This is a genomic window from Archangium sp. (assembly GCF_036388035.1).
In the GTDB taxonomy this organism is placed as follows: Bacteria; Myxococcota; Myxococcia; order Myxococcales; family Myxococcaceae; genus Archangium.
Genome location: NZ_DASVSO010001004.1, coordinates 1 through 9,306 on the forward strand (window position 1 = coordinate 1; position 9,306 = coordinate 9,306).

General features: G+C 72.3%; 5 protein-coding genes. 2 read left to right on the forward strand and 3 right to left on the reverse strand.

Annotation, left to right across the window (positions count from 1 at the left end; all coding sequences use genetic code 11):
• Positions 1–226, reverse strand: a 226-nt coding sequence (locus tag VF697_RS41460; protein WP_331104020.1) for a DoxX family membrane protein, incomplete at its 3' end; no start/stop codon positions are given.
• 132 nt (positions 227–358) lie between these two features.
• On the opposite strand from VF697_RS41460, the gene VF697_RS41465 reads away from it, so the two are divergent.
• Positions 359–1,042, forward strand: a complete 684-nt coding sequence (locus VF697_RS41465) for an RNA polymerase sigma factor (protein WP_331104022.1) — start codon at positions 359–361, stop codon at positions 1,040–1,042.
• A 12-nt stretch (positions 1,043–1,054) separates the two neighbouring features.
• On the opposite strand, the gene VF697_RS41470 is transcribed toward VF697_RS41465, so the two are convergent.
• Positions 1,055–6,100 (reverse strand): hypothetical protein, encoded by a 5,046-nt coding sequence (locus VF697_RS41470; RefSeq protein WP_331104024.1) that lies wholly within the window; start codon positions 6,098–6,100, stop codon positions 1,055–1,057.
• 270 nt (positions 6,101–6,370) lie between these two features.
• Between VF697_RS41470 and VF697_RS41475 the strand changes: the two genes are divergently transcribed.
• Complete coding sequence (locus tag VF697_RS41475; RefSeq protein ID WP_331104026.1) at positions 6,371–8,485, forward strand: PAS domain-containing sensor histidine kinase; 2,115 nt, start codon at positions 6,371–6,373, stop codon at positions 8,483–8,485.
• A gap of 11 nt (positions 8,486–8,496) precedes the next feature.
• Here the strand turns inward: VF697_RS41475 and VF697_RS41480 are convergent.
• A partial coding sequence (locus VF697_RS41480; RefSeq protein WP_331104028.1) for a hypothetical protein occupies positions 8,497–9,306 on the reverse strand: 810 nt, incomplete at its 5' end.

The following is a 9,306-nucleotide window of genomic DNA, read 5'->3' on the forward strand; positions in this document are numbered from 1 at the left end:
CGCCCAGGCGCGTCAGCTTCGACAACACCAGCAGGCCCGCGGCGATCTCGATGATGCCGACCGCGTGCATGAAGGTGCTGGCGGGGATGACCCGGGCGACGAGCGGGCTGAGGTACTGCTCCCAGTTCGTCAGCAGGTTGAAGAACTTGTCGAGCCCCGCGACGATCGGCACCACGCCATACGCGAGCTTCAGGGCCCACCACGACTGATTCAGACGGCTGTCCATTTCGATGACCTCTCCATTCGGTGAGCAGCACGGGTGCTGCTGTGAAATGAGAGTCGCGAAGGGCACCCGAGGTGACACGGCGAGGGGCTGTCACCTTTTCCCAGCCCGAATCATCTCATGGGTATGGAGACGATGAGGGCAGGAGAGACCGGGCTGGCGGGCATGGGCTCGCCCTCGGACGAGGAGCTCGCCCACCGCGTGCGCGGGGGCGACACGGCGCTGTTCGAGGTGTTGATGCGCCGGAACAACACCCGCGTGTACCGGGCCGTGCGCGCGGTGCTGTCGGACGAGGACGAGGTCGAGGACGTGATGCAGCAGGCCTACGTCCTCGCCTTCACGCACCTGCACCAGTTCCAGGGCAGTGCGAGGTTCTCGACGTGGCTCATCCGCATCGCGGTGAACGAGGCGCTGCTGCGCCTGCGCAAGCAGCGCCGGCTGGTCGCCCTCGACGGGGGCGCCGACGAAGGAGTGGAGCGAGACATGAAACGGGTGGAGCGAGACACGCCTGATCCCGAGCGGCGGGCCGCTGACCGCGAGCTGGTCCGGTTCCTGGAGGCCGCCATCGACGCGCTGCCCGCCCTCTACCGGACGGTGCTCGTGCTCCGGGAGGTGGACGGCCTGTCGACGACGGAGACCGCCGAGGTGCTGTCCGTCAGCGAGGACGTGGTGAAGACCCGGCTGCACCGGGCCCGGGCGCTGGTGCGCGAGGAGCTGGATGCCCGGCTGGGAGGCCAGCTCGAGGAGGTGTTCTCCTTCCAGGCTCCCCGGTGCGATCGCGTGGTGGCCGCCGTGCTGGCCCGCATCATGCCGAGCTGAGGGCCCGAGGGCTCAGTCCCACCCGCGGAGCGCCACCCGCACGCGCCGCGTCAGCAGCTCCAGTTCCTGGCGCCGCAGCGTGGCCAGCACCCGTCCACCCACGATGGTGAGGCCGGTGAGCGTCATCACCAGGAAGCCGATGCGGTGGTCCCTCAGGCCGGCATGGACGAGGGTGGCGGCCACGTCCAGCGTGAGGAACAGCGTCCCCAGCGCCAGGTAGGCGCGGATTTGCAGGGCCATGCCAGTTGCCACGCCCAGCAGGCAGGCCGCGCCGAAGACGAAGGCATACGTCCCATCCTCCGCCAGTCCAATCTGGAGCGTCAGCTTCGCCGCCGCGGGCACGTACAGCAGCAGGCCGCCCACGATGCGCACCGCGTTCCTCGCCGCCTGGGGCAGGCTGCTCGTGAAGAGCTGGCCCAGCATCAGCAGCAGCAGGCCGAGCGGCGCCAGGTAGATTTCGAGGCCCTCCATGTCCATGGAGAGCGCGCCGAGGAGGAGCGCCACGTTGCAGGCGGTGGCCGCCAGCGAGCCGAACCACCGGCTGCGATCCACCGCGCCCAGCGCCGCGTACAGGAGGCCCGAGCCGCCCGCGAGCAGCGCCGCCTCGCCCGTGGCCTCGCTGGGGAGCACCAGGGCCATGCCCACCGGCAGCAGCGCCGCGAACCGGCGCGTCGCCTGCTCCACCGGGGGAATGCCCGCCCGGCGCGCCAGCACCGTCACGCCCACCAGCGCGAAGCCGAGCGCCAGCGCGAAGAGGGCATCGTCCTCGGGGCGCAGGCCCCGGGCGTACAGGGCTCGCACGAGCGCGTACACGCCCACCACCGCCACCTGCACGAAGTACACATGCCGGCCCGTGCGCTCCCGCCACGCGCAGTGGAGCGACACCGCCACCGCCAGCCCGATGGCCGCGCTCGCCAGTGGGAGTGCCCGCTCATCCGGCGCCTCCAGGAGCGTCGCCACCAGCGCCAGCAGGCCACCCGTCGTGATGAGCCACAGGTCCCGGCCCCATCCGAGGCCCCGGGCGAGATCCTCGCGCCCGTGCCGCAGCTGCCGGCTGGCGACGTGCGCCAGCGCCGCCACTCCCGCCGTGCAGAGCGCCAGCGCCGCGCCGTGGAGCGAGAGGAGGGTGTCGTAGCCCGGCGTGCCCTCGCCGCCCACCGTACTCGCCATGAGCCACACCGCGAGCCCGGTCACGGCGGCGAAGCCCGCCACCGTCGAGGCCCACCCGGCCCCCAGCTTCGACAGCGCGCCCTTCCACTGGGACGCGCCGAGGAACAGCGTGGTGGCCACGAGGGCCGAGGTCGCCGGCAGGGCGATGGACCGCATCCAGAACCCGTCGAGGCCCTCCATGGCCCTGAACAGCAGCACCGGGACCGCCGTCAGCAAGTCCGGTGTGCCTCCGCTGGCCAGGGCGTACAGCACCGCGACCAGGGCGTAGAACAGCGCACCCAACTGGGCCTGGGCCCGGACCGCGCCCGCGTCGAGCCCCCGCCAGCGGGCCACCCAGGGGCTCAGCGCCACCAGCCCCAGCCCCACGAGGGCGAGCACCGGCCCCGGCCAGGCGCCGAAGGTGGGCTCGCGGTGCGCCAGGGCGTGGATGACCAGGAGGACACCCATGCCCGGCACCAGCCGGCCATGCACCCGCGCCCGGCTCGCGAGGAGCAGCAGCCCGGACACGAAGGTGAGCCCGGCCGCCTCCAGCCCGGGTTGGAAGAACGCCGCCATGAAGACGAGCCCCGCGGCGATACCCGCCCAGTGGTGCAGCGCTCGCGTGAGCTCCTGGCCGAAGGTGTCGGACTCGGAGGACAGGAAGGCGCGCACGAAGGCGAGCCGTGTCCCCAGTTGGGTCAGCACCAGCCCCGCGCCGGCATACACGAGCCCCGCGGCGGCGATGCCCATGAAAGCCCGGTACCAGAGGTCGGGGATTGTCTCTCCGGCGGAGAGCCAGGCCCCGCGCGCGAGCCAGCCCAGGTCCCGAGCGACCTCCTGTGTCTCGGCGCGCACCCACTGTCCATTCGGGGGCGCCATCGACACCAGCGCATGGCCGAGCACGGTGCGATGGACGGCCCACAGCGCGGCCCCCGGCAGCCCCAGGAGCAGCCCCCGGCGGGCGAGGCTCGGGGCCCGGAAGGAGAAGGCGAGCAGCAACGCCAGGAGCGCGGCGCCCAGCGGCATGAGTGGCGGCACCACCGTCAGCGCGCGGGACAGCACCGGCCTGCCGAAGAGCCAGACATCCACCGCGAGCACCACGCCTAGCGCGGCCACGCCCGCGTGCGGGACGAGATGGTACAGGCGGCCCTGGCGCTCGTTCTCCAGGAGCCGCGCGAGCCACGGCCCGAAGCGCCGCGTGGCGAGCGCCAGCAGCCAGAGCCCGAGACCGATGAACGGGAGGCGCAGGGCGACCACGTCGGGCGGGAGCGGACGTCCCAGACGGTTGAGCACCGCGGTGAGGGCGATGAGGAGCCCCCCGACGGCGAGCGTCCCCACCGCACCGCGCAGGCGCCACGCGACGAAACCCCGCGACAGGAAGGCGAGGAGCGCACCGCCCGTGAGCAGCGCACCCGCGAGGACGATCCGGGGACGTTCGAGCTCCGTCGGGCCTGTCACCCCGGACACGGGGAGGAGGGACAGGGTGGCGTACACGGCCACCCCGAGGGCCACGGTGGCGAAGCCGTCGGTGTAGAGCGGGCGGCCCCCCTCGGGGAACGGCAACCGGACCACATCGAACAGCTTCCGGCCTTGCCCGTCGGGAGCGGCCTCCGCGGCCCCACGTCCACGCAGCATCGCGATGGCGGAGAAGCCGAGCACCAGGGTCGCGAGGAGCACGGCGCGGGAGCCGGGGCTCTCCATGACGCTGGGGGCCACGAAGCAGAACTGCACGACAGGGAGCGCGAGGCCCCAGGCGGCCCAGGTGCTGACGAGCCGGCTGCGGTCCCTCCTCGCGCGCAGCAGCAGGAACCCCGCGGCGAGGACGAGCGGCACGTGGGCGATTCCGAAATTCGCGAGGAACCCCTCCGTGAAGAGCGGGAGTGGCAGGAGGGACTCCCCTGGGATGCCGGGGTTCAACACGCCGTGGGCGCGCAACACGCCCAGCGCCGCCATGGCCAGCGAGAGGTCATCCAGGGGGAGGAGCTCGTTCGCCTTCCCCGCGCGGCGCATCCACGCTTCCTGGAGGAGCCCGCTCAGGCCATAGAGGACCGCCACCAGCGTGAGCATGGCCACGCTCGTCCAGGTCGGCGCGCTCATGCCCGTGGCGAAGACGCCCCCGAGCACGCCGACGAAGACCGCGAGGCCTCCCAGGTAGTGCAGACCCCGCCAGCGGTAGCCGCCCACGAGGTGCGCGGCCACGGCCACCACCGTGCCCGCGGCGACCTCGGGCCATCCCGTGTCCGGGCCCCAGTCATTGAAGCCGCGAGAGGACAGCGCCAGCGAGGCCAGCGAGAGCCCCACGCCCCACGTGAGCAGCCAGACGCGGACGAAGTCGTTCCCGCTCCAACGGGCCACGAGCAGCAGGCCCGCTCCCACGGAGGCGACGCCCACCATCCACCAGCGAGGCTCGTCCAGCATTCCCAGACGGGCCAGCAGCACGCCCGCGAGCGTCAGGGCGAGCACGGCCGGGTGGAGCAGCACCCGGCGCCGGGGCTGGAGCGCGAAGAAGGCCAGCGCCGCCGCCACCGGCGTGAGCGCCGAGGTGAGATCCACCCATGGCGTCACTCCGGGCGGCAGGGAGAAGGCCGAGAGGGTACTGGCGAGCGCTCCGCAGGCCACCACCGCGTGCGCGAGCGTCTCCACCACGGGCGCCGCCTGGGGATGGGCCTCGCGTGCCGAGTCTCGCGCGGCCACGCCCGCCACCACCGTGGCGAGCGCCACCGCCCAGAGCGTCATCCCCGCGAAGAGCGGACTGCCCGGTGAGAGGGCCTCGAAGCCCGCTGGCGCGCTGGCCACCGAGAACACGGCGAGGGCGACCGCCCCATAGAGGCTCGTGGTCAGGACGGCGAGCCCGGCCCGGCTCGCGCCTTCCTGCCCCACCCGCCACGCCGAGGCACCGAGCGCCGCCACACCCGCGAAGGCGCAGAGGGTGCGCGACCAGGGGTCCTCCCCCAGCGCCATCAGCGGCAGTCCGGCCAGGAGCGAGGGCAGCAGCGCCACCCCGAGCGACACCGTGGAGGCCCCGTGCAGCAAGCGTCCCGCGGGCCTCAGGGTGAGCAGGCCCAGGCCGGCGACCCCGGCCGCCACGGGCACTCCCAGGGCGGAGTTCAGCCCCACCAGGGCGGACAGCGCGACGAAGACGACGGGCAGCAGCGCGAGGCCAATGGCCGCGAGCACCCGTCCCGCCGAGGTCGAGCGCCGCGCGAGGAACGTCCCCAGCCCGATGAAGGCCGCGTGGTAGGCGAAGAGGGCACCGGTGACGAGCAACTGTCGCGGAACGCCGCCGAGCGCCCGCCACGCCTCTCGCACGCCCATGAGGGAGCCGCCGAGCACCAGCACCGCGCCGAGGAACCACCAGACGTACTCGTGCAGCTTGGGACTCTCGCCGCGCGCTCCCTCCGTGGCGTCATCGAGCGCCGCCACGGCCTCCAGCCCTCCGCCCAGCACGCTCGCATCCGTGCGGTGGAAGAGCGCCTGGCCCGAGTCCGCCGCGAGGCCGATTTCGTCTCCCTCGTCGCGCTCCTCGTGCCGGGCCTCGCGCTCCTTGCGCGCCGCGTTCTCCAGCGCCTGGAAGAACGCCTTGCCCCAGTCGGGGCGCCAGTCCTCCACCTGCTCCAGCTTCCCGGCGAGCGCATCCGCCTTCTGCTCCAGGGCGCTCGCGCTCTCGAGCAGCGACACCGCGACGGCCGCGGCGGGTGCTGCGCTGGGGAGGAGGGACTCGGTGAGCCGGGACGCGGTGGGGGCATCGAGCAGCCGCGTGGCCTGCCAGTCGGAGATGCGTCGCCGCAGCTTCTCCTGCACGAGCGTGTCGAGGGACTCCGCCGTGGCGGGGAGGAGCGGCTCGCCGCAGCTCGGGCAATGGGCACCCGGGTCCGCGGCGCGGAGCTCGGCACAGGCCAGGCAGATCATTGGAGCCCCATGTCCTTGGCAGACGGGGCCGACGTGTCAGGGTGGGTCGGCCCGAGGTGACGCATGGACAGAGCGAGAGCATAGGCGTTGCGACGTACTGGAATCGACTCCAACCGGCCTCGCTCAGAGACGTCTGTCAGTGGTGTGGGTATGGGGGGTACATTGCCTGTCGTCGACTCCGAGCCTCCTTGACATGTCTGGCTCCGGGCTGGTTGCCAGAGGCCGCGGGCAGACCCACTGTGGTTCATTGCTCAGAGCGACGTGCTCGCCATGCCCCTGCCGCCCCCTCCTGACTTCCAGCAACTCTTCGAGAAGAGCCCGGGCGCCCACCTCGTCCTCGCCCCGGACGCGGACTTCACCATCGTGGCGGTGAGCGACGCCTACCTGCGTGCCACCTTGACGACTCGCGAGCGCCTCCTCGGTCGCAGCCTCTTCGAGGTGTTCCCCGACAACCCGGAGGACCCGAACGCCAGTGGCACGCGCAACCTGCGCATCTCCCTGGAGCGGGCTCTGGCCACTCGCGCGCCGGACACCATGGCCGTGCAGAAGTACGACATCCGGCGTCCCGAGGGCGAAGGGGGCGGTTTCGAGGAGCGGTACTGGAGTCCCATCAACACCCCCGCCCTCTCCCCCGACGGCGAGGTGCTCTACCTCATCCACCGGGTGGAGGACGTGACGGACTTCGTGCGCCTGTCCCTGCGTGGCGAGGAAGAGCGGGAACGCACGGCGGCCCTCCAGACCCGCACCACGGAGATGGAAATGGAAATCTTCCGGGGGAGCCAGGAACTCCTAGCAGCCAACCGCGAGCTGCGGGAGGCGGTGCGCGTGCGCGACGAGTCCCTGGCCCAGGCCTCCCAGGCCCGCGCGGAAGCCGAGCGCCAGCGGGAATGGCTCCATTCGTTGTTCATGCAGGCTCCCACCGCCATCGCCATCTTCCGGGGGCCCCGCTACGTCATCGAGCTGGCCAATCCCCTGGTGTGCCGCATCTGGGGCCGCCGCCCCGAGCAGGTGCTGGGCAAGCCCCTGTTCGACGCCCTGCCCGAGGCGGCGGACCAGGGCTTCAAGGAGCTTCTGGATGGGGTGCTCGCCACCGGGGTGCCCTACGTCGGCACGGAGCTGCCCGTGAGGCTGGCGCGCCTGGAAGGCGGAACTCTCGAGGAGGTGTACCTCAACTTCGTCTACGAGCCCCTGCGTGACGCCCAGGGTCAGGTGGAGGCCGTCATCGTCATCGCCTCGGACGTGACGGAGTTGGTGCGGACGCGCCGGCGGATGGAGGCGCTCGCCGCCGAGAAGGTGCGCGTCACCGAGGAGCGACTCCGGCTGGCGATGGAGGCCATGGAGCTGGGGACGTGGGACATGGATCTCACGACGGGCGCGCTGGTGTGGGACGAGCGCATGCGCGCCCTCTTCGGGCTGTCGGCGGACGCTCCTGTCGATTACCCCACCTTCCTCTCGCGCGTGCATCCCGAGGAGCGCTCACACACGGATCGACGCGTCCAGGAGGCAATAGCGCCCGGCGGCACGGGTGCATTCGCCATGGAGTTCCGCACCCTCTCCTCCGAGAACCCGAAGGAGCGGTGGGTGTACTCGCAGGGCCGGGTTCACCGCGATGCCTCGGGGGCTCCCATCCGCTTCCTGGGAACGGTCCTGGACATCACCGAGCGCAGGCGCGCGGAGGCGGAGCTGAGGCAGGCGGCGGAGTTTCGCGAGCGCTTCCTCGGCATCGTCTCCCATGACCTGCGCAACCCCCTCAACGCCATCCTCCTGTCCGTCAACGTGCTGATGCGTTCGGATGGTGTGGTCCCGCAGCACTTGAAGACCGTGCGCCGTATCGCCACCAGCGCCGAGCGCATGGGGCGGATGATCGCCGACCTGCTCGACTTCACGCGCGGGCGGTTGGGCGGCGGCATTCCCATCAGCCCCCGCCCGGCCCATCTCCGCTCCATCTGCCGGCAGGTGCTGGAGGAGCTCGAGGCCGGAAACCCCCAGCGGAAGTTCCGGTTGAGCACGAAAGGAGACTTCCAGGGCGAGTGGGACCCCGACAGGCTCGCCCAGCTCCTCGGCAACCTCGGCAAGAACGCACTGGACTACAGCCCCGAGGACAGCCCCGTGAACTTCGTGCTGCGCGACGAGGGGGACACCGTGTGCATGGAGGTCCACAACGGGGGCCCGCCCATCCCGGCGGAGCTGCTCCCGCGCATCTTCGAGCCCTTCCGGCGGGCCACGGACGAAGGACACCCCACGTCCGGCCTGGGGCTGGGCCTCTTCATCGTCCATCAGATAGCCCGCGCGCACGGGGGCCGTGTCGAGGTGCGCTCCACCGAGGCGGAAGGGACCACGTTCAGGGTGTGGCTGCCACGCTCCGTCCCCGTCCCGAGAACCTGAGCAGGCCCCCCTCACCGCATCAGCCAGGAGCCGACCCGGAGCACCCCTCCCGTCGCCCGGCGCAGCCAGCCCAGGCGCCGGGACGAGGCTGGAGCCGTGTCCTCCGGCCCGCTCCAGTCCAAGTCCCGGAGCCGGGTGAGGAAGCCCTGGCGCACACAGCCCTCCAGGCTGAAGACGTGGACGTCGTCCGTCCACCGCCGCGTCAGCCGCAGGTCCCGGGCCAGCTCCTCCCAGTCCAGCGGTGGCACCGCGAGGAGGTCCGGTACGTCCACCCCGCCCCCGGTGACGCCCACGCCCACGGAGCGCGCCCGCGGCCCGTAGCTGCACAGCACTCCCGGGCCGTGGGGACGCACGAAGCTGGAGTAGAGCATCAGCACCTCGCGGTCGACGGGCAGGTCCAGCACCCCCAGCAGGCGCTGCAGCAGGGTGGAGCCCGCCCGGCGCTCGTCCACGATGAAGGGGAGCTGGTAGCTGTCCACCCGGTGGCCGTCCGCGCGGATGCGGTCCACCAGGGTGCCGTACGCGGCTCGGGCCTCGCGCAGCCGAGCACCCCGCGCGAGCCGGGGCAGGAGCGCGGGCAGCAGGCGCCAGCGGCTCTTCAGCAGGCGCTGCAGGTCGTGGATGTCCGGCTCGATGTCGAGGCCCACGCCGTCCCAGCGCAGCGCGTGCTCGGCCGTCCAGGCGCGCACGGCCTCGTAGCGGGCGGCGGCCTGGGGGGCGTTGTCCAGGTTGAACCAGTAGCCCTCCGCCCGGGGTAGCAGGAGCCACGCGATGACGGGCACTCCGGCCTGATTCAGCCGGCGCACCACGCGGGCCCGCTC

Coding starts and splice junctions, on each gene's coding strand:
- VF697_RS41465 (WP_331104022.1), top strand. CDS start 359: ATGAGGGCAGGAGAGACCGGGCTGGCGGGCATGGGCTCGCCCTCGGAC.
- VF697_RS41475 (WP_331104026.1), top strand. CDS start 6,371: ATGCCCCTGCCGCCCCCTCCTGACTTCCAGCAACTCTTCGAGAAGAGC.
- VF697_RS41470 (WP_331104024.1), bottom strand. CDS start 6,100: ATGATCTGCCTGGCCTGTGCCGAGCTCCGCGCCGCGGACCCGGGTGCC.